The sequence below is a fragment of the Bradyrhizobium amphicarpaeae genome (genome assembly GCF_002266435.3).
GTDB lineage: Bacteria > Pseudomonadota > Alphaproteobacteria > Rhizobiales > Xanthobacteraceae > Bradyrhizobium > Bradyrhizobium amphicarpaeae.
In genome coordinates this window covers 2,350,692-2,375,633 of sequence record NZ_CP029426.2, presented here as the reverse complement: position 1 = coordinate 2,375,633, position 24,942 = coordinate 2,350,692, and the positions used below count along the sequence as shown (strand labels likewise).

The window sequence follows — 24,942 nt, the reverse complement described above, 5'->3', positions numbered from 1 at the left end:
GATTCTCAGTCTCAATAGACCGCGACAGGCTGACTCAGTAGTACTAACCCACCCTACGAGAGCGGCGCGCGCCTCAATGCTTCCCCGGTCCCATATACCCGAACAGGAACCCCGCCACCTTGCGCATCTGGATCTCTTCGCTGCCCTCGGTGATGCGATAGCGGCGGTGATGGCGGTAGATGTGCTCGAACGGCTTGTGGCGTGAGTAGCCCATGCCGCCATGGACCTGCATGGCGCGGTCGGCGGATTCGCAGCAGAGGCGGTTTGCCCAGTAATTGCACATCGAGACGCGGTCGGAGAGCGTGCGCTCGACCTGCTCCTCGGTGAGCTGATCCATTTCCCAGGCGGTCTTGCGGATCAGCAGGCGCAGCATCTCCGCTTGCGTCGCGAGTTCGACCAGCGGGAACTGGATCGCCTGGTTCTCGGCGAGCGCGCGGCCGAACGGCTTTCGCTCGCGCGCATACTTGACGCTTTCGTTGATGCAGTAGACGGCCGCGCCGAGCGAGCTTGCGGCCTGGCGGATGCGGTTCTGGTGGACGAAGCATTGCGCCAGCGACAGGCCGCGGCCGACCTCGCCGAACAGCGCATCCTCCGGCACGAACACATCGGTGAAGCTGACGCGGGGATGGTCGGTCGGCATGTTGAAGGTCCACATGTACTCCTCGACCTTCACGCCATGGCTTTTGGCCGGCACCAGGAAGCAGGTGATGCCGCGGGCATCGCCGTCATTGCCCGAGGTGCGCGCGAACAGCGCGCAATGCGTGGCAACGTGCATGCCTGTGGTCCACATCTTCTCGCCATTGATGATCCAGCCCTTGACGTTGTCGCGGACAGCCGGCACCGCGCGCGTTTCCATGTGGGTGGCGTCCGAGCCGTGATTGGGCTCGGTGAGGCCGAACGTGATGCGGTACTTGCCCCTGATCGAGCCGTCGATCATCGCCTTCTGGTCGTCGCGGCCATAGCGGTCGAGCATGGTGACGACGGGAAAGTTGCCGACGACGGAATGCTCGTTCTGCAAATCGTTGTGCAGGCCGAGACCCTTTGCGGCAAAATGCTCGCGGATCACGGCCATCCAGAGGTTGGAGCCATCCTTGCCGCCATATTGCTTCGGCACTGGAAAGCGCAGATGGCCGGCCGCGTCGGCGAGATCCTTGGCCTTGCGCAGCAGCTGCTCCCATTCATGCCGCGGCAGGCCGCCGTTCTCGAAATCGGTGCGCGCCCATTCGCGGCGATGATCGAAGAAGCGGATGTTGTCGTCGGCCTGCTCCAGCGGCTTGATCTCGCGTTCGATGAAACGGTCGAGCTCCGCGAGATAGGCGACGAGATCGGCAGGCAATGAGAAATCCACAGGTTCTCTCCCGGATTGATTTTGTCGTTTTGCGTTAAGGCGCTAGGCGCGTTTCGGCTTCGTGCGATTAAGCTGAGAAGAGCGCGTGCAAGTCAAGCAAAGCGAGACGTGTGGCATGCGCAAGGCGCGCCCGCGCAATTCGATGGTGCTCCAGCGCCGACGCGCGGTAATATGCCGCCAAATATTCCTTCACAAGAGAATGCGGGAGCGCACGATGGAGCTGAAATTTTCCAAGGTGGAACGCAAGGGGCCGATCACGATCGTGACGCTGTCACGGCCCGAGGTCTACAACGCGCTGCACACCGATGCGCATTTCGAGCTCCAGAAGGTATTCGACGATTTCTCGGCGGATGCCGAGCAGTGGGTCGCGATCGTCACCGGCGCCGGCGACAAGGCGTTCTGCGCCGGCAACGACCTGAAATGGCAGGCGGCGGGCGGAAAGCGCGGCTGGGACAAGGGCGGCTTTGCCGGCCTCACCGCGCGCTTCGACTGCGACAAGCCAATCATCGCCGCAGTGAATGGCGTCGCGATGGGCGGCGGCTTCGAGATCGCGCTGGCCTGCGACCTCATCATAGCCTCGGAGAATGCGACCTTCGCCCTGCCCGAGCCGCGGGTCGGCCTCGCCGCGCTCGCCGGCGGCCTGCACCGGCTGCCGCGGCAGATCGGCCTGAAGCGCGCCATGGGCATGATCCTCACCGCGCGCCACGTCAGCGCCAAGGAGGGCCACGAACTCGGCTTCGTCAACGAGGTGGTGCCGCAGGGCGAGGCGCTCAAGGGCGCGCTGCGCTGGGCGGAGATGATCACCAAGAACTCGCCGATGTCGATCCGGGCCTCGAAGCAGGCGATCCAGAAAGGGCTCGGCGTCTCGCTGGAGCAGGCGATCGCGGAACAGCGCGAATACCCGGCGGTGCAGGCGATGGTCGCCTCGCAGGACTACATCGAGGGCCCGAAGGCGTTCTCGGAGAAGCGGCCGCCGAAATGGGCGGGGAAGTAGGAGCTCTTCGCTCGTGGCCGCGACGTGCATCTCCGACAATACCGGTGTCATGCCCGGGCTTGACCGGGGCATCCAGTAAGCCGCACCCTATCGTTTCAACCACAATCGTCTCGGAGTACTGGATCGCCCGCCTTCGCGGGCGATGACAGCGAGTGTGGAGCCCAGACTTCCTTAACCGCCTCGCCCCAGTTCGCGCTTGTAGGACGCGTAGTTCGGCTGATCCACCGCCAGCTTGTCCATCGTGGTTGCCCAGAGGTGCTCGGCGAGGCCTGGCGTCGCCAAATCGACCTCGCCTTTGGCGATACGCTCGGCGAGCGCGCGGTTGAGATCCGCCACCGAGCCGTCCACGCCGAGCAACGCGCGCAGGCGCGCCACTTCCGCGGCATCGCTTCCCTCCTCGCGCGTCAGCTGTCGCGTGACGAGATCGAGGATGTTGATGGCGACGCGGAGCTTGAAGGCCTGGTGGCCGGAGATCAGCGGGGCGATATCGTTGCGCAAGAAATCGGCGACGGACTTGGTCAGCTCGATCGGGGTCGGCTCGTCCTGCATCTGTCAGCTCCCGCGCGGCGCAAGCAGCCGCAACAGATCGATCTCGGTCTCGGACGCGCGGCGGCCGATCATGGCGCGCTCCATGGAGTGATCAGGGCCTTCGCGAAAGCGCTGCATCATGCCGCCACACATGATGCCCCAGCGCAGCGAGCCCATCACTTCCCAGAACTTGACGCGGGCCGGATCGACCTTGCGGCCCGCGGCCTCATAACCCGCGAACAGATCTTCGCGTGTGCCAAAACCGCCCACGGGCTTGTCGATCTCGCCGAAGCGCCAGGAGTTGACACAGACCCAGCCGAGATCCTCCATGGGATCGCCGAGATGGGCGAGTTCCCAGTCGAGCACGGCGCGCACGCCATCGGCGCCGATGATGAGATTGCCGTTGCGGAAATCGCCGTGCACCAATGTGGTCTCGCCGGACGGACCGGGATCGTGGTCACGCAGCCAGCGCAGCGCCAGCTCGAACACCGGCTTTGGCCAGTTCAAGCTGCGATAGTCGCGATCGAGCTCGGCAATCTCCTCGGTCGCGCCGCGGCTGCGCAGCTCGGGCAGTCTGTCCCTGGGCAGCCGGTGCAGGCCGGCGAGAATGCCGCCGATCTGCCGCGCGAGACGCGGCCGCGCCGCCGCGTACTCCTCATCGCGAAGAATCTTGCGTGCGATGGTTTCGCCCTCCACCCGCTGCATGATGAAGCCGGTGCCGAGGTCGTCCTCCGGCACGAGCACATGCAGCACGCGTGGCGACGGCACGCCGGCCTCGAAGGCGAGCTGCATCAGTTGCACTTCAGCGGCAAGGCCGGCCGCACGCGTCGGCGCCGCGCCATAGCCCTTGGGCGAGCGGCGCAGGATCGCGCCGATCGCCCCGTCGGGATGGGTGATGTCGAAGCGCCAGGTTTCCTGGCTGGCGCCGCCCGACAATTTCGCCGCGCCGGTGACGCCGGTCGCGCCCTTGCACCAGCGCTGGACGCTGCGGGAAAGCTCCGTCTCGATCATTTGCCTTTGATCATTTGCCGCTGAATTTGGCGGGGCGCTTCTCCAGGAACGCGCCGACGCCCTCGCGGAAATCCTGGGTGTCGCCGGCGCGGAGCTGGCACTGGAATTCGAGGTTGAGCTGGTCCTCGAAGGAATTCTCCGGGCTGTCCCAATAGAGCTTGCGGATCAGCGACAACGCGACCGTCGGCCCGCTGGCGAGGTCGCGCGCGAGCTTCATGGCCTCCTCCATCAGCGCACCGTCGTCGTAGACGCGGTTGACGAGGCCCCATTCCAGCGCCTTCTCGGCCGGCAGCCGCTCGCCCATCAGCGACAATTCGATCGAGCGGGCGCGGCCGACGAGGCGCGGCAACAACCAGGTCGAGCCACAATCCGGCACGAGCCCGATGCGCCGGAAAGCCTGCAGGAAGTAGGAGGAGCGCGCGCACAAGATCATGTCGCCGAGCAGCGCGAAGCTCATGCCGGCACCTGCGGCCGGGCCGTTGACAGCAGTAACGATCGGGCAATGCAGATTGCGGATGCGGCGCAGGAAGGGATGAAAGCCGGTCTCCAGCGTCATGCCGGCCTTGGTCTTCTTCGACTGGTTGTTGCGCCCTTGCAGATTGGCGCCGGTGCAGAAGGCTCGGCCCGCGCCGGTCAGCACGACGCAGCGCACTTCGTCCTTCTTTTCCTCGATCGTATCGAGCGCCTCGGCAAGACCGCCCAGCATGTCCACGGAGACCGCGTTCATCACCTCCTGATGGTCGAGCTTGAGGATCGCGACCGCGCCATCGAAATCGAGCGTGACGTGTTTGAACTGCATGGTTTCCTCGTGCGTTGCGGCCCGCGTCAGTTTCGCAGACCGGAATTGCTTTTGCCGGGGCGCATATTTGATTTTTGGCGCGGTCTTGTCCATGGTGATCGGAGCATAGCAAGCAATCTTGCGCGCAGCGGCTGATGCGCCGCAGACGCAAGGACAGGAAACGCGCAATGAACCTTTTCGACCTCTCCGGCCGCGTGGCCGTGATCACCGGCGGCAATGGCGGCATCGGCCTCGGCATCGCGCAGGCGCTGGCCGGCCAGGGCTGCAACGTCTCGATCTGGGGCCGCAATGCGGACAAGAACAAGGCGGCTGCCGCAAGCATGGCCGGCCTGTCGGGCAAGGTCGATGCCCGCGTCTGCGACGTCACCGATCCGGCTTCGGTCAATGCCGCGATGAAGGCGACGCTCGACATTTTCGGCCGGGTCGACGGCTGCTTCGCCAATGCCGGCATCGGCGGCGGCGGCCGGCGGTCCTTCATCGAGCGCACCGAGGAGGAATGGCGCGCGATGTTTTCGACCAATCTCGACGGCGTGTTCCATGCGTTCCAGGCCGCGGCGAGACACATGACCGAGCGCGCCAATGCCGGCGATCCCTTCGGCCGGCTGGTCGCGACCTCGAGCCTGGCGTCGATCTTCGGCACCGCGCGCAACGAGCATTATGCCGCGACCAAGGCCGCGATCAACGCGCTGGTCCGCGCGCTCGGCGTCGAGCTGGCGCGCCACGGCGTCACCGCGAACGCGATCCTGCCCGGCTGGATCAAGAGCGACATGACTTCGGGTCTCATGGCCAACGAAAAATTCGTCGCCAACGTGATGCCGCGGATTCCGATGCGCCGCTTCGGCGAAGCTTCCGATTTCGGCGGCATCGCGGTGTACCTGATGAGCAAGGCGTCGTCGTATCACACGGCGGATACGTTTGTGATCGATGGCGGCTATACGGCGTTTTGAGATTTCGTAGGGTGGGCAAAGGCGCGCTTGCGCCGTGCCCACCTTGAGCACTTTCGAATGTTGTGGTGGGCACGCTGCGCTTTGCCCACCCTACGGCTTATCGTTTTGTCAGCGCAGAAGGGAATGGGCAAATGTTCTCGCACATCATGATCGGCACCAACGATCTCGACAAGGCCAAGACGTTCTACGACCATCTGCTGAGTACGATCGAGGTCCGGCCGGCCAGGGTCGACGGCCATCGCATCTTCTACATCACCAAGACCGGGGTGTTCTCGGTGTCGAAGCCGATCAACGGCGAGCCGGCGACCTGCGCGAATGGCGGCACCATCGGCTTTGCGTGCAATTCGCCCGAGCAGGTCGATGCGTGGCACGCCGCCGGCCTCGCGGCCGGCGCAAAATCGATCGAGGATCCGCCCGGCGTGCGCCAGGGTCCCGGCGGCAAGCTCTATCTCGCCTATCTGCGCGACCTCGACGGCAACAAAATCTGCGCGATGCATCGGTTGGCGAACTGATTTAGCCGCAACCACCGCTGTCATGCCCCGGCTTGACCGGGGCATCCAGTACGCCGCGGCTTCTCGGTGAAACATGGGCGTCACGGAGTACTGGATCGCCCGATTGAATCGGGCGATGACAGCGGAAATTGACGCACCTGCACACCGAAACTTCGGCGCCATTCAAACAACATTTCAAACGCCCCCGCGATATTCCATCGCATGGCATGGCTGCGCGTGAAAAATGCGCGCTCGCACTTTTGCCGGGCTGCGACTATTCTCCCGACCAGAACGATCTCAGCGTCCCCGGGAGGAACAATGACAAAACACAGCTACATTCCCCGCACCACCAACTACACCCTCAATCCCGGCGACGAGCTGAACGACCTGCGCATGTCGGACCAGGTCCGGCCGCTCTACGACCACGTCAGGAAGTTCATCCGCGACACCGTCGAGCCGATGTCGATCGAGTTCGCCAAGGCCGGCGAGGGCAAGCATGACCGCTGGAGTTTTACCCCGAAGCAGCTCGAGGTGCTCGAGGTCGCCAAGAACAAGGCCAAGAAGGAAGGCCTCTGGAACTTCTTCCTGCCCGATGACGAGACCGGCCAGGGCCTGAAGAACCTCGACTACGCCTATATCGCCTCCGAGCTCGGCAAGAGCCCGCTGGCGTCAGAGACCATGAACTGCTCGGCCCCCGACACCGGCAACATGGAGGTGCTGGAGCGTGTCGGCACCAAGGAGCAGAAGGAGAAGTGGCTGAAGCCGCTGATGAACGGCGAGATCCGCTCGGCCTATGTCATGACCGAGCCGAACGTCGCCTCCTCCGACGCCAAGAACATTTCCACCACCGCAAAGCTCGTCGGCGACGAATGGGTGATCAACGGCGAGAAGTACTACATCTCCGGCGTCGGCGATCCCCGCTGCAAGATCCTCATCGTGATGGTGAAGACCAATCCGGACGCGGCGCCGAGCAAGCAGCAATCGCAGATCCTGGTGCCGCGCGACACGCCCGGCGTCGAGGTGCTCGGTCCCATGTACGTGTTCGGCCAGGACCACGCGCCGCGCGGCCACATGCACATGCGCTTCAACAATGTGCGGGTGCCCAAGGAGAACATCTTGCTCGGCGAAGGCCGCGGCTTCGAGATCTCGCAGCTTCGCCTCGGACCCGGGCGCATCCATCACTGCATGCGCACCATCGGCAAGGCCGAGAAGGCGCTGGACCTGATGGTGCAGCGTGGCCTCACCCGCGAAGCCTTCGGCAAGAAGATCGCCCATCTCGGCGGCAACATGCAGATCATCGCGCAGGCGCGCTGCGAGATCGAGGCGATGCGGCTGATGGTGCTGAAGGCCGCCAAGGCGATGGACGTGCTCGGCAACAAGGAAGCCCGCGTCTGGGTTTCCATGGTCAAGGCCATGGTGCCTGAGCGCGCCTGCAAGATCATCGACCAGTCGATCCAGATGCACGGCGCCACCGGCATCTCGCACTGGACCCCGCTCGCGGAGATGTACCAGGACGTCCGCCACCTGCGCTTCGCGGATGGTCCGGACGAGGTGCACTGGATGGTTGTCGGACGCCACGAACTGAGCATGGCGTGATCTCAACTCGTCATGCGCGGGCTTGACCCGCGCATCCATCGAAGGGGACATCTCTTCAGGATGATGGATTGCCGGGTCAAGCCCGGCAATGACGACTTGCCGAGGAGCGACCATGGACTACGCCGCCCGAGACCTCACGCCACGCGAGCGCTACAAGGTGCTGACGTCCTTCATCCTGCCGCGGCCGATCGCATGGGTGACGACGGTCGGGCCGACCGGCGTGGTCAACGCCGCGCCGTTCAGCTTCTTCAACGCATTCTGCGAGGATCCGCCGCTCTGCATGTTCGCGGCGAACCGCAGGCCTGATGGCCAGGACAAGGACACCTTCCTCAACATCCAGCGCACCGGCGAATTCGTGGTCAACCTCGCGGACGAGCCGCTGGCGCGGGCGATGCACGAGAGCAGCGGCGATTTTCCGCCCGAGATCGGCGAACCCGACTATCTCGGCCTGAAGCTTGCGCCCTCGACGACAATCGCAGTGCCACGGCTCGCCGACACGCCATGGGCGATGGAGTGCAAGCTCTGGAAGCTGATCGACGTCAACGACGATCGCCGCCTGATCATGGGCGAAGGCCTCCACTTCCACATTCGCGACGAATTGTGGGACGACAAGGCCATGCGCGTGCACATGGACCGCTACCACCCGATCGGCCGGATGTTCGCCGACCGCTATTGCCGCACCGACGACCGCGTGGTTTTTCCGGCGGCCGAAGGCGTCAAGGCCAGATAGCCGAACTTGGGAGCGCGATGATGCCGGAAGCCTTTCGCGACAACGAAGAACGTGAGCGGTTCGAACTCGACGTCGACGGGCCGGTCGCCTTCGTCACCTACCGCAAGACCGACGGCGCGATCACGTTGGTACACACCGAGGTCCCGCCGGAACTCGGTGGCCGCGGCATCGGCTCGAAGCTCGGCCGCTCCACGCTGGATGCCGTGCGGACGCAGAAGCGCAAGCTTTCGGTCGAGTGCGATTTCATCCGTAATTTCATGCGCAAGGATCCAGCCTACAACGACCTCTTGGCGGATGACGGGGATGCGCAGGCCGAGCCGCAGGCGAGCTATCGCGCCGGTTGCTTCTGCGGAGCCGTCGAGGTCGAGGTCACGGGCAAGCCGATGTTTGCAGGCTATTGCCATTGCGCCGACTGCCAGGCGTGGTCGGCCGCGCCGATCAACGCGTTCAGCCTGTGGAAGTCGGACAGCGTGCGCATCATCAAGGGCGAGGCGGAGCTCGGGACCTTCAACAAGACCGAACATTCCTATCGAAAATTCTGCAAGCGCTGCGGCGGCCACGTCATGACCGAACATCCGCGGATGCGGCTGATCGACGTCTATGCCAATCTGCTGAAGGGATACCAGCATCGGCCGACCCTGCACGCGAATTACGCGAGCAAGATGGTATCGGTCAGGGACGGTCTGCCGAAATATGCCGATCTGCCGGCGGATCTCGGCGGCTCCGGCGAGACATTGCCGGATTGAGGCGAAGCTCGCCGCGCCAACTCCTACTCGCCCGCTTGCGACTGGGCTAAGGCATATGACTCGTTGCAGCGGCCTGCGCACACGCCTCGTCCTTCGAGACGGCGCTTACGCGCCTCCTCAGGATGAGGCTCATCAGCGTCGCGCCCGTTGAAACTGCATCCGCGCACTCCTCACCTCATCCTGAGGAGCCCGCCGAAGGCGGGCGTCTCGAAGGATGGCCGCAGAGAAATCAGGTCGCCGGCGCGATCTTGTCCTGCGTCTTCGTGTCGAAATCGCTGGCGTCGTGACGCTCGTGGAGCTGGCTGGCGGGATCGCCGGAGACGCGGTTGACCATGCGGCCGCGCTTCACGGCGGGGCGCTGGGCAATCTGGTCGGTCCAGCGCTGCACGTTCCTGTAGTCCTGGACCGAGAGGAATTCACCGGCGCCATACACCAGCCCCTTGGCGAGCGCGCCGTACCAGGGCCACACCGCCATGTCGGCGATCGTATACTCCTTGCCTGCGAGATATTCGTTGTCGGCCAGGCGCCGGTCGAGCACGTCGAGCTGACGCTTGACCTCCATCGCGAAACGATCGATGGCGTATTCGATCTTGAACGGCGCATAGGCGTAGAAATGGCCGAAGCCGCCGCCGAGATAGGGCGCGCTGCCCATCTGCCAGAACAGCCAGGACATCGCCTCGGTACGGGCCTTGATGTCCTTCGGCAGGAAGGCGCCGAACTTCTCGGCGAGGTAAAACAGGATCGAGCCGGACTCGAACACCCGGATGGGCTCCGGACCGGAGCGATCCATCAGCGCAGGAATCTTGGAGTTCGGGTTGATGTCGACGAAACCGCTGCCGAACTGGTCGCCATTGCCGATCTTGATCAGCCAGGCGTCATACTCGGCGCCCTTGTGGCCGAGCGCCAGAAGCTCCTCCAGCATCACCGTGACCTTCACCCCGTTCGGCGTCGCCAGCGAATAGAGCTGGAAGGGATGCTTGCCGACCGGCAGCTCCTTGTCGTGGGTGGGACCGGCGATCGGGCGGTTGATGCTGGCGAACTGCCCGCCATTCTCCTTGTTCCAGGTCCAGACTTTGGGCGGCACGTAGGCGGGGGTGTCGGTCATGGGGGCTCCGGCGGAAAGATGCGTCTGCATTAATTAGCCCTGGGACGGCCGATGACAAGGGCGCCCAGCGCATTACCGGGCCGGACAACTTCACGTTTTGTCATGGCGCCCCTCCCCCCGTCATTCCGGGGCGCCCGCAGGGCGAACCCGGAATCCATCGGGCCGCCAGGAATGATCGGAGACATGGATTCCGGGCTCTCGCCACGCGAGCCCCGGAATGACGGGCGGTCAGCCTGCTGAGATGAGCGCGACGCCTACACACAAGATGCCTCGCCGAATCCGGCATGTCATCGATCGGCTTGCGTTACCCTTGCTTCGCCCGGCGAAAGCAACGAAAACGCCGGGGCCGCCGGGAGAAAGAGCCATGAAATCGCCGATCTGCGACATGCTGGGCATAGAATTCCCGCTGCTGGCCTTCAGCCATTGCCGCGATGTCGTCGCCGCTGTCAGCCGTGCCGGCGGCTTCGGCGTGCTCGGCGCCACCGTGCACACGCCCGACACGCTCGAGCGCGAGCTGAAATGGATCGACGACCATGTCGACGGCAAACCCTATGGCATCGACGTCCTCATTCCCGAAAACATCTCGACCTCGGGCGAGAAGGACGTCACCTGGAAGAGCCTGGAAGCGCGCGTGCCGCAGGAGCACCGCACTTATACCCGCGAGCTCCTGAAGAAGTACGACATCGAGCTGACGACCACGGAGGTCGCGGCCGATCAGCCGCAGCCGTTCGACGCCAAGACGGCGCTGCAGCTGCTCGAAGTGTCGTTTAATCATCCGATCCGCCTGATCGCCAATGCGCTGGGCGTGCCGCCGAAGGCGATGATCGAGATGGGCAAGACACATGGCGTCCCGGTCGCAGCCCTCGTCGGCGCCAAGGAGCACGCGCTGCGCCAGGTCGCGGCCGGTGTCGACATCCTCGTGGTGCAGGGCACCGAGGCCGGCGGCCATTGCGGCGAGGTCTCGACCATGGTGCTGGTGCCCGAGGTGATCAAGGCGATCAAAGAGATCCGCGACGTGCCGGTGCTGGCCGCCGGCGGCATCATGACGGGTCGACAGATGGCGGCCTGCATGGCGATGGGCGCGGCCGGCGCCTGGACCGGTTCGGTTTGGCTTGCGACGGTGGAAGCCGAGACCAGCGAGATTTTTCGCGAGAAGATGATCGCGGCGTCCTCGCGCGACGCGGTGCGCTCGAAGGGGCGCACCGGCAAGCCGGCCCGGCAGCTCCGCTCGGTCTGGACCGATGCCTGGGACCGCGCGCCGGACAGCCCGGGCGCGCTGCCGATGCCGCTGCAAAGCATCATCAGCCGGGACGCCTTCAATTCGATCGACCGCGCCGCCGCGAGCGGCAATGCCAAAGCGCGCGATCTCGTCAGCTATTTCGTCGGCCAGGGCGTAGGCCTGATCGACAGCGTGAAATCGGCGGGCGCCGTGGTTCAGGAGTTCAAGGAGGAGTTCGCCGAAGCCGTCGATCACATGAATGCGCTGGTGGCGGAGTAGGTGCATGTGGCTCGCTTGGTGTTCGCGGCCCATCCTTCGAGGCTCTCGATGGGGCGCCGCGCGCCCCATCACTCGCACCTCAGGATGACGCTGTCTGTGTAGCCGTCACCCTCAGGTGGCCGCCTCTTCGGCGGCCCTCGAAGGGAGACGGCGTGCCCGAAATCTGAAAAGCAAAGCAAGAAGAAATGATCAATTCCACCCCCGAAGACCATATCCCCGTCATCGTCGGCATCGGCGAGATCGTCGACCGTCCCAAGGACATCACCGAGGGCCTCGAGCCGCTCGATCTCCTCGAACGAGCGCTGCGGCGCGCCGAGCAGGACGCCGGCGCCAAGCTGCTCGGCGAGGTGCAGTCGCTCGACGTCGTCAACTTCCTGAGCTGGCGCTATCGCGATCCCGAGAAGCTGTTGGCGCAACGCCTCGGCATCACGCCTGCGCATTGCTATTACGGCCCGGTCGGCGGCGAGAGCCCGATCCGCTATATCCACGAAGCCGCCAAGCGCATCGCGCGCGGCGAGTGCACGGTGGCCGCTGTTTGTGGTGCCGAGGCGCAGTCGACCGCGACCAAGGCGGAGCGCGCCGGCGTCGCGTTGCCGTGGACGCCGTTCGCCCATGACGTCGAGGAGCCCAAGCGCGGCGCGGCGTTCCAGAAGCCGCTGGCGGTGAAGTTAGGGGTGTTCCGGCCCGTCACGGTCTATCCGTTCTACGAGGCGGCCTCCTCCGCGCATTGGGGCCAGACGCCGCGTGAGGCGATGGCGGAATCGGGGACGCTATGGTCGCGCTATTCGGAAGCCGCCGTGCAAAATCCCAATGCCTGGCTGAAGCGGCGCTATACGCCGGAGGAAATCACGACGCCGACGGCGGACAATCGCCTGATCGCCTGGCCCTACAACAAGCTGATGGTCGCCAATCCCAGCGTCAACATGGGCGGCGCGCTGCTGCTCACCAGCCTCGCCAAGGCGCGGGCGCTCGGGATTGCCGAGGACAGACTGGTCTACCCGCTCGGCGGCGCCTCGGCGGAAGAGCCGCGCGACTATCTGTTGCGCGATCAGTTTTACGAAAGCCATCCGCAGAACGCGGTACTCAAGGCAGTGATGGATCTCGCCGGCGGCGATGGCAGAAAATTCGATGCGATCGAGCTCTACAGCTGCTTTCCCTGCGTGCCCAAGATGGCGCGGCGAACGCTCGGCCTCGGCGCCGACGTGCAGCCGACCGTGACCGGCGGCCTCACCTTCTTCGGCGCCCCGCTCAACACCTACATGACGCACGCGGCCTGCGCGATGGTGCGGCGTGTTCGCGACGGCGCCAAACTCGGCCTGCTCTACGGCCAGGGCGGCTTCGTTACCAAGCATCACGCGCTGGTGGTGGCGAAGGCGCCGCCGCGCGAGACGCTGGCGCAGGAGACGAGCGTGCAAGCAGAGGCCGACCGCAACAAGGGCGCGGTGCCGGAGTTCGTGCCGGAGGTTTCAGGCGAGGGCAAGGTCGAGAGCTTTACGGTGCTCTATGGCCGCGGCGGCGGGGTCGAGCATGGCGTGGTGATGCTGCGGACCGCGGATGACCGGCGCACGCTGGCGCGGATTGCGGCGAGCGATAGCGCGACGCTGGCGCATCTGCTGAATATGGATCGGACGCCGGTGGGATCGACAGGCGAAATCGCAATGGCGGCGGATGGCGTGCCGGAGTGGCGGGTGGCGTGACGTCGTAGGGTGGGTTAGCCGAAGGCGTAACCCACCAATGTTTCATCCGCGGAGAAAGAAGAGGTGGGTTACGCTGCGCTAACCCACCCTACCAGACTCCCTCACCCCTTCGGCGGCTGCTTCTCCGACGCGGTCGCCGGCTTGGCCTTGGCGCCGACCACGCGCACCTCGTCGCCGTCGGACAAGCCGTCCGGCGGCGCGGTGATGACGCGATCGTCCGCTGCGATCCCCGACGCGAGCTCGATCTCGCGGCCGAGGTCGCGGGCGATGGTCACCGGCTTGAACAGCACCTTGTCATCGGCGCCGACGGTTGCGACGCGCAGGCCGCTGCTGTTGAAGATCAACGCGCTGGCGGGAATGCTGAGCGGGGCGGAATCGCGCTGGAGGTTGAGCTTCACGCTGGCATAGCCGCCGGGCATCAGCTCTCCGCTCGAATTGTCGAGACCAAGCTGCATGCGCGTGGTGCCCGAGGCGACGTCGACGGCCTGCGAGGAGGCCTCCACCGTGGCCTGGAAGGTCCGGTTCGGATATTCCGGCATCACGAGGGTGGCCTTGGCGCCGATCTTGATCGCCGGCACGTAATTCTGGGGCACGTTGACATAGACGCGCAGCTTGGTGATGTCGGAGACCACGAACATCGCAGGTCCCGAGCCGCCGCCGGCATTGATCAGCGCGCCGACATCGGTGTCGCGGGCGGTGACGACGCCGTCGAACGGCGCGGTGATCTTCTTGTAGCCGGCGAGCGCTTCCAGCCGCTCGACATTGGCCTGGCCCGAGCGAACCGCCGCGTTCTTGTTGGAGAGATCGGCAGTGCGCTCGTCGATCTCCTGCGCCGAGACGAAGTTGGAGGCGACCAGGGTCTTGCGGCGATTGAGGGTCGCTTCCGACAACCTCGCACTGGCCTGCTGGCTGGCGAGGTCGGCTCTGGCCTGCAGCAGTTGCTGGTCGAGGTCGGGCGCCTCGATCTCGGCGATCACTTGACCGGCCTTCACGCGCGCACCGATATCGGCGCTCCAGCTCTTGAGATAGCCGGGGACGCGGGCAAAGATCGGCGCGCGATAATAGGCTTCCAGCCGGCCCGGCAGATCGAGTGTGGCGTTGAGAGCCTTGGCGCTGGGCTGGGTCACCGCGACGCTGGGAACGGCCTGATCATCGGTCCATTCCTTCAATTTGGAGCCCTGCTCCTCGCGGGCGCGGATGCCGGTGCCGACGACGAGGCCAGCCGCAATCAGCGCCACCACGCCGAAGATGCCCAGTTTCCGGTGCGAAACCGGGGAGCGGGGTTCAGTGGGCGACATGCGGGGTCTCCGATGAGGCGGCGGCTTTGGCGCCTTGTTTCTTGTGGACCATGCTGAATACCACGGGAACGAACATCAGCGTGGCAAAGGTTGCAAAGATTAGGCCGCCGATCACGGCGCGGCCGAGCGGCGCATTCTGCTCGCCGCCCTCGCCCAGCCCCAGGGCCATCGGCGCCATGCCGATGATCATGGCGAGCGCGGTCATCAGCACCGGGCGGAACCGGACGAAGCCGGCTTCCAGCGCCGCGGCGACGGGATCGCCGAGTTCCTCGTAGCGTTCGCGCGCGAAGGAGATCACGAGCACGCTGTTGGCGGTGGCAACGCCCATGCACATGATGGCGCCGGTGAGCGCGGGGACCGACAGCGTGGTCCCGGTCGCGAACAGCATCCAGACGATGCCGGCGAGCGCGGCCGGCAGCGCCGTGATGATCACGAACGGATCGGACCAGGACTGGAAGTTCACGACGATCAGGAAATAGATCAGTACGACGGCGCCAAGCAAGCCGAACAACAATCCGGTGAAGGCGCTGTTCATGGTCTGCACCTGGCCGAGTAGCACCACGGAGGAGCCCTTCGGCACCTCCCTGGCGGTGTCGGCAATCACTCGGCGGATGTCGGCGGCGACCGCGCCGAGATCGCGGCCGGAGGTCGTCGCAAAGATCTGCACCATCGACTGGATGTCGTATTGCGAGACGACCGCGCTGGAGGCCGAGCGCTTGATATCGGCGATGCCGCCGAGGATCGGCGACTGCGAGGCGCCGGCCGCGGTGATCGGCAGCGTCTGCAGCGCGCTGAGCGAGTCGATCTGGTACTGCGGCGTCTGCATCACGATCGAATAGGACACGCCGTTGTCGGGGCTGAGGTAGTAGGTCGGCGCGACCTGCGATGAGCCGGCGAGATTGACCACGAGGCTGTTGGTGACGTCGCGCTCGGTCAGGCCGACATATTGCGCGCGGGTGCGGTCGACATCGATGTTGAAGGTCGGGTTGTTCGGCGACTGCTGGATGCGCGCATCGGCCACGCCGGGAATCCGGCGGACCTTGGCGAGCAGGCTGTTGGCATAGGTGAAGTTGGCGGCAACGTTGGCACCGCGGATCTGCAGGTCGATCGGGGCCGGCGCGCCGAAGTTCAGGATCTGGCTGACGATGTCGGCGGGGAGGAAGGCGAAGCTGACGCCGGGGAACAACCGCGGCAGCTGCTCGCGCAACACTCTCACGTGTTCCTCGGTCGGCTTGTGGCCTTCCCTGAGCTTGATCTGGATGTCACCGTCCTGCGGGCCGATCACGCCGGTGTTGTTGTAGGTCATGTTGATGCCGGAGATCGGCATGCCGATGTTGTCGGTCATGGTCTCGATCTCGCCGGGGATCAGCTTGCGGACTGCTTTCTGCACGTCGGCGAGCTGATTGGCGGTCTCCTCGACGCGGGTGCCGACCTGGGTGCGGACATGCATCAGGATGTTGCCGGCGTCGACGGCGGGAAAGAAGTTGCGCCCGAGGAACGGGACCAGCGCGAAGGACGCGCCGACCACGCAGATGAAGCCGATCACGAACACGGCGCGATGCGCCAGCGCCAGCCCGAGGAAGCCATGGTAGCCGCCGCGGATGCGCTCGAACCGCGCCTCGAAGCCACGCTGGAACCAGACCAGCGGATTGCGCGATTTCGGCGGCCCGCCTTCGTGATGGACATGCGCCTGCAGCAGATAGTTCGCCATGGTCGGCACCAGGGTGCGCGACAGGATGAAGGACCAGATCATCGCGAACATCACGGCTTCCGCCATCGGCACGAACAGGAAGCGCGCGACGCCCGAGAGGAAGAACATCGGCACGAACACGATGCAGATGCACAGCAGCGACACGAAGGCCGGCGTCACGATCTGGTTGGCGCCGTCGAGGATCGACTGCTCGACCGGCTTGCCCTGCTCCAGATGGTAATTGATGTTCTCGATCGTGACCGTGGCGTCGTCGACGAGGATGCCGACCGCGAGCGCAAGGCCGCCGAGCGTCATGATGTTGAGCGTCTCGCCGATCGCCGACAGCATGATGATGGCACCCAGCACCGACAGCGGGATCGAGACTGCGATGATGATGGTCGAGCGCCAGCTGCCGAGGAACAACAGGATCATGACGCTGGTCAGCAGCGCCGCGATCACGCCCTCGACGGCGACGCCCTGGATCGCGCCGCGGACGAACACCGACTGATCGCCGATGAAGCCGATCTTGAGCGCGTCGGGGAGCTGGTCCTTGACGTCGATGACCTTCTGCTTGATGCCGGCGATGATGTCGAGCGTCGAGGTCGCGCCCGCCTTCAGCACCATCATCAGCACCGAGCGGTTGCCGTCGACATGGACGATGTTGGTCTGCGGCGGATTGCCGTCGCGTACGCTCGCAACGTCGCGCACATAGACCATGGCGCCGTTGACCGTCTTGATCGGGAGGTTGCCGAGTTCGTCGATCCTGAGCGGCGAGTTGTTGAGCTGGATGTTGTATTCGAACTGGCCGATCTTCTGGGTGCCGACCGGCGTGATCAGGTTCTGCGCCGCGAGCGCATTGGCGACGTCCTGCCCGGACAGACCGCGGGCCTGCAGGGCGGTGGGATCGAGGTCGATCGTGACCTGGCGCTGCTTGCCGCCGAACGGATACGGGATCGCCGCGCCAGGCACGGTGACGAGCGGCGTACGGAGCTGATTGATGCCGATGTCGGCAAGGTTCTGCTCGGTGAGCCCATCGCCCGACAGCGCCACCTGGACGATCGGCACGGTGGAGGCCGAATAGTTCAGGATCAAGGGCGGCGTCGCGCCGGGCGGCATCTGCTTGATCAGCGTCTGCGAGATCGCGGTCACCTGCGCGTTGGCGGTGCGGATATCGACGTTGGGCTGGAAGAAGATCTTGATGATGCCAAAGCCGTTATAGGAATTGGCCGTGATGTGCTCGATGTCGTTGACCGTGGTCGTCAGCGCGCGCTGGAACGGCGTCGTGATGCGGCCTGACATCTGGTCCGGCGGCAGGCCGGTGTACTGCCAGACCACGCCGATCACGGGAATGCGGATGTCCGGGAAGATGTCGGTCGGGGTCCGCAGCGCCGCGAGCGGTCCGATGATCAGCAGCAGGATCGCGAGCACGACGAACGTATAGGGCCGGCTCAGGGCAATACGGACCAGAGCAATCATGCGCCAGGCAAATCCAGGTCAAGCGAGAATGCGGAAGCCGCCCCCACGGCGCTTCCCCATCCCCCTTTACCCGAGCACCGCGGGAAACGCTAATGACCAGAACTATCCTGCAGTCACTTCCCTGCTACCGCACTGCAAAATAGACATCACAGCCATGCGGCGGCTTGGCTCAGGCAGCGCGGACGGAGTTCAGGAACTTGCTGACCTCGAGCTTGAGACGGTTGGAATCGCGCGACAGCATCTGCGCTGCCGACAGCACCTGCGAGGACGCCGCGCCGGTCTCGGTGGCGCCGTGCTGGACGTCGCCGACATTGGACGAGACCTGTTGAGTACCCTGGGCGGCCTGCTGCACGTTGCGGGCGATTTCCTGCGTCGCTGCACCCTGCTCTTCCACGGCCGCAGCGATCGCCGAAGATATTTCGGAGAGGCGTGCAATGGTGCCGCTGATGCCGCTGATGGCGCTGACCGACTCCTGGGTTGCGGCCTGGATGCCGCCGATCTGCTGGCCGATTTCGCCGGTCGCCTTGGCTGTCTGCTCCGCCAAGGCCTTCACCTCGGATGCCACCACGGCGAAGCCACGGCCGGCTTCACCGGCCCGCGCCGCCTCGATGGTGGCATTCAGCGCCAGCAGGTTGGTCTGGCCGGCGATGGCGTTGATGAGCTCGACGACATCGCCGATCCGCGACGCGGCCCGCGACAACTCGCCGACGCGCTCGGTGGTCGCCTGAGCCTGGGTAACCGCCTCGCGAGCGATTCTGGATGAGTCCTGCACCTGCCGGCTGATCTCCCGCACTGATGACGACATCTCTTCGGCGGCAGACGCCACCGAATGGACATTGGCCGACGCTTCCTCGGAACCGCTGGCGACGACCGTGGCCAGTTCCTGCGACCGACTCGCGGTCGAGGACAGCGTCGAGGCCGACGCCTCGAGCTCGGTTGCGGCCGACGACACCGTCTCGACGATCTCGCCGATCGCGGCCTCGAAGCCGTTGGCGAGCTTGGTCATGTCGGATTTCCGCTGCGTCTCGGCACGGCGCTGCACGGCCTGCACCTCGTCGCGGCTGAAGCGGATGATGGTCTGCACGGTCTGGAGGTTGCGCAGCGCCTCGCCGATCTCGTCGTCGCGCTCGATCACGATGCGGTTGTCGAACTTGTCCTGCACGAGGTTGACGAGGACCTCGTTGAGCTGCTGCATCGGGCCCTGGATCGCGCGCATGGTCGCAAGACCGGCGAAGCCGCCGACGGCGGCGCCAACGACGGCCAGCGCCGACAGCATCATGCTGGCCGAACCGCCGGAGGCGAGCGCGCCGCCGACGCCGAGCGCGAGCATGAACAGCACCTGGAGCACCATCGTCGTGACGAGGCGCGCTCTCAGCGTGCCAGTGAAGACGCTGAAGCGGTCGAGCCACGAGCGGCGACGGATGATGCCAGCGTCGATGCGATAACCATGCGACTTCTTCTCGCGGATCGCGGCGTAGACCTCCTCGGCGAGCCTGCGTTGGTCGGCCGGCAGTTTCGTGCGGATCGAGGTGTAACCTTTGACCTCGCCATTCTCCCGGATCGGCGAGGCCGTCGCCAGCACCCAGTAAAAGTCGCCGTTCTTGCGGCGGTTCTTCACCGCGCCGAGCCACGGCTTGCCGGCCTTCAGCGTATCCCAGAGATTGTCGAACGCCTCCGGCGGCATGTCGGGATGGCGCACGATATTGTGCGGCTGCCCCATCAGCTCGGCCGACGTGAAACCGGCCGCGGCGAGGAAGTCTTCGTTGAAATAAGTGAGCTTGCCCTTCAGGTCGGTCCGCGAGACGATCAGTGTCTCGTCGCTGACCGGGTATTCGACATCCGTGACCGGAAAATTCTTGCGCATCGGAGCCCCCAAAGCCCGTATTGAATAAAGATCATCTCAAATCGGGAACCGCCCGCAGTCAGCCTGCCCTCCGAAGGGCGGCTCTGCGCAGATTCTCGTAAATACGACTTAACCATCCGTGAAACGTCTCGCCCGTGACACTACGGGTAATCCATCAAACTGCTACTTGTAAGCGACATCATGCTACCGCCCAAACGAAACGAGCGGCGCTTTTGGCGCCGCTCGTCGTTTTTGATCGGATCAGGGATCAGGCCGCGCGGACGTTGGTCAGGAACTTGCTGACTTCGCTCTTCAGCCGACCCGAGTCGTTCGACAGCATTTGCGCGGCCGACAGCACCTGCGAGGAGGCCGTGCCGGTCTCGGTCGCGCCGCGCTGCACGTCGGTAATGTTGGAGGAGACCTGCTGGGTGCCCTGCGCAGCCTGCTGCACGTTGCGGGCGATCTCCTGGGTCGCCGCGCCCTGCTCTTCCACCGCGGCCGCAATCGCCGACGAAATCTCCGACAGGCGCTCGATGGTCGAGGAGATCTCCTTGATGGCACCGACGGAGTCGTTGGTCGCCGCCTGGATGCCGGAGATCTGCTGGCCGATCTCGCCGGTCGCCTTCGCGGTCTGCTCGGCGAGCGCCTTCACCTCGGAAGCAACCACGGCAAAACCGCGACCGGCTTCACCGGCACGCGCGGCTTCGATGGTCGCGTTCAGGGCGAGAAGGTTGGTCTGGCCGGCGATGGTGTTGATCAGTTCGACCACGTCGCCGATGCGGGACGCCGCCTTGGACAGCTCACTGACCCGCTCGGTGGTGGCGCGGGCCTGGCCGACGGCATCGCCCGCCATCCGCGCCGATTCCTGCACCTGACGGCTGATCTCGCCGACCGACGAGGCCATCTCCTCGGTCGCCGAGGCCACCGACTGCACGTTGGTCGAGGCTTCTTCCGAAGCGCTGGCAACGGTGGTCGCCAGCCTCTGGGAACGGTCGGCGGTCGAGGTCAGCGTCGAGGCGGAGGCCTCCAGCTGGGTCGAAGCCGACGACACGGTCTGGACGATCTCGCCGATCATGGTCTCGAATTCGCGGGTGACGTTGTCGACGCGGCGGCCGCGCTCGATCTTGGCTTCGGCATCCGCGGCCGCGGCCTCGTCGGCGGCCTTCTTCGCGATCAGAGCCTCCTTGAAGATCTGGAGCACGTCGGCCATGGCGCCGATTTCCGTCTTCTCACCGCGATGCGGGACCTCGGCGGAGAGGTCCCCCCTGCCGAGCGATTGCATCGGCTCGATGATCGAGTCGATGCCCTTCGAGACGTCGCGAACCAGGTAGACGCCCACGCCGATGCCGATGATCACGGCCGCGCCGAGAATGATCGAGACCAGCATGAGGGCATGGCTATAAGTATCAGAGGCCTCAACGGAGGCTTGATCACCGCCCTTGTTGTTGAGGTCGATGTCCTTGGCCAGGATGGCATCGGCCTCAAGTCCGATCTTGTTGACCGTCTTCGTGTTCAGCTCGTGCGCTTCGTGCGGAATCTTACCGGCGTCCCGGCGCGACAGCGCCATGACGTCCTGGGTCCCCTTCTTGTACGACTCCCATGTCTTGGACCACTGGTCGTAGAGGGCGCGTTCTTCCGGAGAGGTAATCATCGCCTCATAAGTCTTGCGGAATTTGGTGTTCGCCTCGATCACGGTCGCCAGCGTCTTTTCTGCCGCGAGCTTCTCCTCCAGCGTTTCCGAAAGCATATGCTCGCGGATGACGTTGCGGTACGTGATGACGCCGGCCCGGAGATCTCCGATCACACGCACGCTGGGCAGCCAATTCGTGGTGATGTCGACGGTGTTGGAGTTGATCGCCCGCATTTTCATCACGGCGAGCAGGCCCATGCCGGCCATTGCGACCAGCAGGAATGCCACGACACTGATGATCTTGGCGCGAATGGAGATGGTGGCGAACATAATGAGTCTCTTTGTGCTGGCGCGGTGCGCGTCCGGAAGCTTTGCGAATCAACCAAAAGGAGCAGCACCCACATCCAACACCAGAGCACCTGCGCAGATGTTAACTACGACTCCGTACGAGTACGGAGCCCGAAAGAGATGAACAGGCCGCTAAAAACGCTCTGCGCTCAGCGCATGAGCCCAAGCGCGTCGGCGAAGAACTCGGCGCCGCCGAAGTTTCCGGACTTCAATGCGAGCAGCATTTCACCTGCTTGAGCACCGACGGCACGCAGCACCGGAACGCCCGCGGCAATCTCCGCGCCGACGAGGAAGCCGGGGATTTCGAGGCGGTCGACCACCGCACCGGAAGTCTCCCCGCCGGCGACAACCAAGCGCCTGACGCCTGATTTCACGAGGTTTTCTGCAATATCGGCCATGGCCTGCTCGATCGCGTGGCCGGCCGCGTCGCGGCCGTGCCGCGCCTGCAGTGCGGCGACCTGGTCGGGCATGGCGCTCGAGGCAATCAGCACCGGACCCTCCGCAAGCCGCGGCCTCGCCCACTCCAGCGCGCGCTGTGCTTCGCCGCCCCCCGTAATGATACGGTCGGGATCGAGGTGCAGCACCGGCATGACCCGTTCGGCGTTGGCAACCTGCTGAAGCGTCGCCTGGGAGCAGCTCCCGGCGAGGCAGGCCGCCGGTCCGCCGACGGCCGTGCCGGTCTCGCTGCTCGCCCTGGCTGGTTTGACTTTGCCCGTCGACACCAGGGCACGCGCGAGCCCGAGGCCGATGCCGGAGGCGCCGACCGACAGCCGGTGCCCGGCGGCGACGAGGCCGATGGTCTCGAGGTCGCGGTCGAAGACGGCGTCGATGATGGCGGCGCCGATGCCCTTGGTCACCAGTTCGGCCAGCCGCGCCCGCACGGCATCCACTCCGCGCGCGACGGTGGCGAGGTCGACGAGACCGATCTGCGTCCTGCTCTGGCGCGCCAGCACGCGCACCAGATTGGAATCATGCATCGGGTTGAGCGGATGGTCCTTCAGCGGGCTCTCGTTCAGCGGCACCGCGCCGACGAACAAATTGCCCTGGTAGACGGTGCGGCCGGTCTCCGGGAACGCCGGTGTCACCAGCACGGCGCCCTCGCCGGAATCAGCGCGCAGCGCGTCCATGACCGGGCCGATATTGCCGGCGTCTGTGGAATCGAAGGTCGAGCAGATCTTGAACAACACATGGCCAGCACCGCGGCCGCGCAACCAAGCTTCAGCCGCACGCGAGCGCGACACGGCGAGGCCAGCTTCGATCGAGCGGCTTTTGAGCGACACCACGACGGCATCGACCTCGGGCAGTGCGAGATCGTCCGCGGGCACGCCGATGGTCTGCACCGTGCGCAGGCCCGCGCGCGTCAGGGTATTGGCGAGATCGGAGGCACCGGTGTAATCGTCGGCGATGCAGCCAAGAGAGATTTTCGCTGCAAGTGTCACGGCTTCACTCCAGCGTAAGGCTTGAACCAGGCAAGACCGTCGGTGGTCTTGCCGCGCGGATTGTACTCGCAGCCGACGAAGCCGGCATAGCCGAGCCGGTCGAGCTCTTCGAACAGGAACGGATAGTTCAGCTCCTCGCCGTCGGGCTCGTTGCGCGAGGGGATGCTGGCGATCTGGATGTGGCCGATGATCGGCATCATCTCGCGCAGCCGCATGGTGACGTCGCCATGAATGATCTGGCAGTGATAGATGTCGAACTGCAGCTTCAGGTTCGGAAGCCTCAACTCCTGGATCAGATCGCGCGCAAAGCCGAAATCGTTGAGAAAGTAGCCGGGCACGTTGCGCGCATTGATGGGCTCGAGCACGATATCGATGCCGTGCGGGGCGAAGAACTCCGCGGCCCATGCCACCGATTTGTAGAACGCCTCGATCGCGACGCGCTCGCCGCGATTGGCGATGCCGGCCATCAAATGCAGCCGCTTGACGCCGGTGGCTTTTGCGTAAGGCAGCGCCGTCTCCAGGCCCGCCTTGAGTTCGGAGAAGCGCGAGGGGAGCGCGGCAAAACCCTTCTCGCCGGCGTTCCAGTCGCCCGGCGGCAGGTTGAACAGCGCCTGGGTCAGCCCGTTGCGCTTGAGGCGCTCGCCGACCGCCTCGGCGGGATGCTCGTACGGAAAGAGAAACTCGACCGCGGTGAAGCCGGCTGCCGCAGCGGCATCGAAGCGGTCGAGAAACGGCACCTCGGTGAACATCATCGAGAGATTGGCGGCGAAACGGGGCATTGGAATCCTCTTCTTTACTTGTCGCCGGGCAGCTTGACGCCGGTGACCTGCGCATACATGCGCGCCACCGAGGCGTCGTCGTCGCGGCCCATGCCGGCGGCTGATGTCATCAGGAACATCTGGAGCGCGGCGGCGGAGACCGGCACCGGGAATCTCGCGCTACGCGCCATGTCCTGGATGATGCCGAGATCCTTGACGAATATCTCGACCGCGCTGCGCGGGGTATAATCGCCGTCCAGCACGTGCAGCATGCGGTTCTCGAACATCCAGGAATTGCCGGCGGACGCCGTGATCACCTCGTAGACCTTGCGGATGTCGAGGCCCTGCTTGGCCGCGAACGCGATTGCCTCCGAGGCGGCGGCGATGTGCACGCCGGCGAGCAGCTGGTTGATCATCTTGAAGGCGGCGCCCTGGCCGGCGGCATCGCCGAGCTCGTAGAGCTTTGCCGCCATGGCGTCGAGCGCGGGTCGCGCTTTCGCAAACGCGGCGGGGCTGCCGGAGGCGAGGATCGTCAGCTCGCTTTGCGCGGCGCGCTGCGCGCCGCCGGAAATCGGTGCGTCCAGATAATGCCGGCCGGTCGTCTCCAGCTGCTTCGCAAGGCGCCGCGCCACGTCGGGGTCCATCGTGGCCGACGACACGAACACGCTGCCTTCGGGCATGGTCTCGGCGACACCATCCTTGCCGAACAGGATCGCCTCGGTCTGCGCGGCATTGACGACGACGCTGACGACGATGTCCGCGCCCTTGGCCGCCTCGGCCGGCGTCTTGGCACCCGCACCACCATCCTTCACGAAACGCGCGACCGCCTCGGCCGACACGTCGCAGCCGGTGACGGCGTGGCCGGCGCGTTTCAGCGAGGTCGCCATGCCAAAGCCCATCGAGCCGAGCCCGATGACGGCGATGCGCTGATTCTGTGAAATGGAGGCGGACATGCAACTAACCCTTGCGA

Annotated in this window: 20 protein-coding genes; 8 read left to right on the top strand and 12 right to left on the bottom strand. The window is 65.1% G+C overall.

The window, feature by feature from the left end; translation table 11 throughout:
• Positions 1-73: 73 nt before the first annotated feature.
• Entirely contained in the window at positions 74-1,348 is a 1,275-nt protein-coding gene (locus CIT40_RS10990; protein WP_094892491.1) for an acyl-CoA dehydrogenase family protein, read from the bottom strand.
• Between the two features lie 214 nt (positions 1,349-1,562).
• On the opposite strand from CIT40_RS10990, the gene CIT40_RS10985 reads away from it, so the two are divergent.
• Positions 1,563-2,342: an enoyl-CoA hydratase-related protein gene (locus CIT40_RS10985; protein WP_094892490.1), complete on the top strand. Its 780-nt coding sequence runs from the start codon at positions 1,563-1,565 to the stop codon at positions 2,340-2,342.
• 171 nt (positions 2,343-2,513) lie between these two features.
• Here the strand turns inward: CIT40_RS10985 and CIT40_RS10980 are convergent, their stop codons facing one another.
• The 3 genes from CIT40_RS10980 to CIT40_RS10970 are packed head-to-tail and all read right to left on the bottom strand — an operon-like array spanning position 2,514 to position 4,680.
• Positions 2,514-2,891: a DUF6285 domain-containing protein gene (locus CIT40_RS10980; RefSeq protein ID WP_094892489.1), complete on the bottom strand. Its 378-nt coding sequence runs from the start codon at positions 2,889-2,891 to the stop codon at positions 2,514-2,516.
• Between the two features lie 3 nt (positions 2,892-2,894).
• Positions 2,895-3,881 carry a phosphotransferase family protein gene (locus CIT40_RS10975; RefSeq protein WP_094892488.1) on the bottom strand — a complete coding sequence of 329 codons (987 nt, stop codon included), beginning with the start codon at positions 3,879-3,881 and terminating at the stop codon, positions 2,895-2,897.
• Between the two features lie 10 nt (positions 3,882-3,891).
• Positions 3,892-4,680, bottom strand: coding sequence for an enoyl-CoA hydratase/isomerase (locus CIT40_RS10970; protein ID WP_094892495.1), 789 nt, complete (start codon positions 4,678-4,680; stop codon positions 3,892-3,894).
• 167 nt (positions 4,681-4,847) lie between these two features.
• Between CIT40_RS10970 and CIT40_RS10965 the strand changes: the two genes are divergently transcribed.
• From CIT40_RS10965 to CIT40_RS10945, 5 genes are all read left to right on the top strand, one after another.
• Entirely contained in the window at positions 4,848-5,627 is a 780-nt protein-coding gene (locus CIT40_RS10965) for an SDR family NAD(P)-dependent oxidoreductase (protein WP_094892494.1), read from the top strand.
• Between the two features lie 131 nt (positions 5,628-5,758).
• Complete coding sequence (locus CIT40_RS10960) at positions 5,759-6,139, top strand: VOC family protein (protein WP_094892487.1); 381 nt, start codon at positions 5,759-5,761, stop codon at positions 6,137-6,139.
• Positions 6,140-6,436: 297 nt separating this feature from the next.
• Entirely contained in the window at positions 6,437-7,714 is a 1,278-nt protein-coding gene (locus CIT40_RS10955; RefSeq protein ID WP_094892486.1) for an acyl-CoA dehydrogenase family protein, read from the top strand.
• Positions 7,715-7,826: 112 nt separating this feature from the next.
• On the top strand, positions 7,827-8,444 hold the full coding sequence (locus CIT40_RS10950; protein ID WP_094892485.1) for a flavin reductase family protein: 618 nt from the start codon (positions 7,827-7,829) through the stop codon (positions 8,442-8,444).
• Positions 8,445-8,461: 17 nt separating this feature from the next.
• On the top strand, positions 8,462-9,190 hold the full coding sequence (locus CIT40_RS10945; protein WP_334265249.1) for an N-acetyltransferase: 729 nt from the start codon (positions 8,462-8,464) through the stop codon (positions 9,188-9,190).
• Positions 9,191-9,419: 229 nt separating this feature from the next.
• Here the strand turns inward: CIT40_RS10945 and yghU are convergent, their stop codons facing one another.
• A complete protein-coding gene (gene yghU, locus CIT40_RS10940; protein ID WP_094892484.1) occupies positions 9,420-10,295 on the bottom strand; it encodes a glutathione-dependent disulfide-bond oxidoreductase in 876 nt (291 codons plus the stop codon).
• Positions 10,296-10,659: 364 nt separating this feature from the next.
• Here yghU and CIT40_RS10935 point away from each other — a divergent pair, with 364 nt between their 5' ends.
• Entirely contained in the window at positions 10,660-11,793 is a 1,134-nt protein-coding gene (locus CIT40_RS10935) for a nitronate monooxygenase (protein WP_094892483.1), read from the top strand.
• Between the two features lie 185 nt (positions 11,794-11,978).
• Positions 11,979-13,490: an acetyl-CoA acetyltransferase gene (locus CIT40_RS10930; RefSeq protein ID WP_094892482.1), complete on the top strand. Its 1,512-nt coding sequence runs from the start codon at positions 11,979-11,981 to the stop codon at positions 13,488-13,490.
• 101 nt (positions 13,491-13,591) lie between these two features.
• On the opposite strand, the gene CIT40_RS10925 is transcribed toward CIT40_RS10930, so the two are convergent.
• The 7 genes from CIT40_RS10925 to ltnD all read right to left on the bottom strand — a co-directional run bounded on the left by CIT40_RS10925 (position 13,592) and on the right by ltnD (position 24,925).
• On the bottom strand, positions 13,592-14,788 hold the full coding sequence (locus tag CIT40_RS10925; RefSeq protein ID WP_094892481.1) for an efflux RND transporter periplasmic adaptor subunit: 1,197 nt from the start codon (positions 14,786-14,788) through the stop codon (positions 13,592-13,594).
• Entirely contained in the window at positions 14,775-17,954 is a 3,180-nt protein-coding gene (locus tag CIT40_RS10920; RefSeq protein ID WP_094892480.1) for an efflux RND transporter permease subunit, read from the bottom strand. Before CIT40_RS10920 ends, CIT40_RS10925 begins: the two co-directional genes overlap by 14 nt.
• A gap of 169 nt (positions 17,955-18,123) precedes the next feature.
• On the bottom strand, positions 18,124-19,818 hold the full coding sequence (locus tag CIT40_RS10915; RefSeq protein ID WP_094892479.1) for a methyl-accepting chemotaxis protein: 1,695 nt from the start codon (positions 19,816-19,818) through the stop codon (positions 18,124-18,126).
• A gap of 247 nt (positions 19,819-20,065) precedes the next feature.
• A complete protein-coding gene (locus CIT40_RS10910; RefSeq protein ID WP_094892478.1) occupies positions 20,066-21,757 on the bottom strand; it encodes a methyl-accepting chemotaxis protein in 1,692 nt (563 codons plus the stop codon).
• 167 nt (positions 21,758-21,924) lie between these two features.
• On the bottom strand, positions 21,925-23,214 hold the full coding sequence (otnK, locus tag CIT40_RS10905) for a 3-oxo-tetronate kinase (protein WP_094892477.1): 1,290 nt from the start codon (positions 23,212-23,214) through the stop codon (positions 21,925-21,927).
• The gene (gene otnI / locus CIT40_RS10900) at positions 23,211-23,993 is read right to left on the bottom strand and encodes a 2-oxo-tetronate isomerase (protein WP_094892476.1); all 783 of its coding nucleotides are present in this window, start codon (positions 23,991-23,993) and stop codon (positions 23,211-23,213) included. Before otnI ends, otnK begins: the two co-directional genes overlap by 4 nt.
• Before the next feature lie 14 nt (positions 23,994-24,007).
• Entirely contained in the window at positions 24,008-24,925 is a 918-nt protein-coding gene (gene ltnD / locus CIT40_RS10895) for an L-threonate dehydrogenase (protein WP_094892475.1), read from the bottom strand.
• Positions 24,926-24,942 lie beyond the last annotated feature (17 nt).